This is a genomic window from Microbacterium sp. Bi128 (genome assembly GCF_918698205.1).
Window position 1 is genome coordinate 1 of the sequence record NZ_CAKKMM010001086.1, and the last position, 1753, is coordinate 1753.

General features: G+C 70.5%; 3 protein-coding genes. All 3 read right to left on the reverse strand.

What is annotated here, in order from left to right:
- The coding region (locus LQV45_RS29995; protein WP_230010826.1) for a TlyA family RNA methyltransferase at positions 1-560 on the reverse strand (560 nt) is incomplete at its 3' end.
- Positions 557-895, reverse strand: a complete 339-nt coding sequence (locus LQV45_RS30000; RefSeq protein ID WP_230010829.1) for a hypothetical protein — start codon at positions 893-895, stop codon at positions 557-559. The genes LQV45_RS30000 and LQV45_RS29995, both read right to left, overlap by 4 nt.
- Positions 896-904: 9 nt before the next feature.
- On the reverse strand, positions 905-1753 hold an 849-nt coding region (locus LQV45_RS30005; protein WP_230010831.1), incomplete at its 5' end, for an HAD-IIA family hydrolase.

Genomic DNA, 1753 nt, shown 5'->3' on the forward strand with positions numbered 1-1753 from the left:
TTGCCTATCTCGAACTGTGGCTTGACCATGAGGACGAGGTCGCCGCCGGGCAGGGTGCAGGCCGCGAGTGGCGCCACCACAAGCGTCAGCGAGATGAAGGACAGGTCAGCCACCGTCAGGGCGGCCGGTCCGCCGATTTCCGCGGCCGCCATGTAGCGGACGTTGAGGCCTTCGTGCACGGAAACCCTGGAGTCATTCCGGATTTCCGGCACCAGCTGGCCGTGCCCCACGTCGACGGCCACCACGTGGGCCGCACCGCGCCGAAGCAGCACATCGGTGAACCCGCCGGTGGAGGCGCCGGCGTCGAGGCACCGTTTGCCTGCGACGTCGACGGCGGGAAAGGCATCCAGCGCGCCGGCCAGCTTGTGCCCGGCGCGGCTGACGTAGCCGTCCTCGGCCGAGGCCGTGACGTCCAGCGCGGCGTCCTCCGGGACCTGCAGGGACGCCTTGGCGAGGACCTCGCCCCCGGAGCTCACCTTGCCCTCGGCAATGAGCCGGGCGGCATGGGTCCGGGACCTGGCGAGCCCCCGGCTGACGAGTGCCTGGTCAAGCCGGCTCACGATCCCCCGTTCCCCGCGGCATGGATACGGCGCGCCACGCCGGCGTGGCCGGCGACGTCTTCGTTCAGGGCCTCCAGCAGGGCATCATGCATGCCCGCATAGACTTCGCCGTGCCCGGACACAGGCATTTGCCGCACGGCCCCGAGGCGGTCCAGGACAGCGTTGACGGCCGGATCCAGGACTGCTGCCGCGTGTTCTGGTGCGGCGTGCCCGGACAGCTCCGCCGGGAGCTGCTGCGACGGCAGCTCGGGCCAGGCGACATCGGCCGCAGGGGTCGGCGCCTCAGCCGGCTGTTCGTCTGGGGCCTGGTCCAGTCCCTGGTGTAGCTCGCTCATGTGTCCAGCCTAGTGATCGGACCACTCGAGGACCGGAGCCAGCGCGCTGGTCGTCTCGGGGTTTGCGGCCCACCAGGCCGAACAGGCGGCACGCCACGAATCGAGGTCGGCGGGGTCGCCGCTGATGTGGACCGACTGCCCCCGCACGACCGCCGAGGCCGTGCCGCTGCGGAACCGCCCGGCGTCGTGCTCTACGGCAGGGTATGGCGCGTACAGGCCGGTCAGATCATTGATGAGGAAATCGGGGCGTTCCACAGACCGTGCCGCGAGGATCGATTCCCTCGTGTCCACTCCGGTCAGCACAGCGACGGTGGCGAAACCGGCGTTGTTGCCGCCCAGGATGTCGGTGTCCAGGCGGTCGCCGACGACCAGCGGCCGGTCCGCCGCCAGCCGCTTGGCGGCAGTGTGGAACAGTGGGGCTTCGGGTTTGCCGGCCACGACCGGACTCTTGCCGGTCGCGGCTGCCACTGCGGCCACGAGCGTCCCGTTACCGGGGGCAATTCCACGCGCCTGGGGAATGGACCAGTCTGTGTTGGTGGCCACCCACAGGGCGCCGCCGGCGACGACGTACGATGCCTCGGCGAGGTCCTTCCAGCCAAGTTCCGGACTAAAGCCCTGAACGACGGCGACGGGGGCATCCTCCGCGCCGCGGACAGGACCCAGGCCAACCAGTTCAATTTCCCGGGCAAGTGCGGCACTGCCCGTGATCAGCACGTGTGCCCCGGCCGGCAGCATCGACGCCAGCAGCGCTGCCGCCGCCTGCGAGGAACTCACCACCTGGTGGTCCTCGGCGGGGGCGCCGAGATCGCGCAGGTGCTGGGCCACCTGTGCCGGGGAACGGGATGCGTTGTTGGTGAC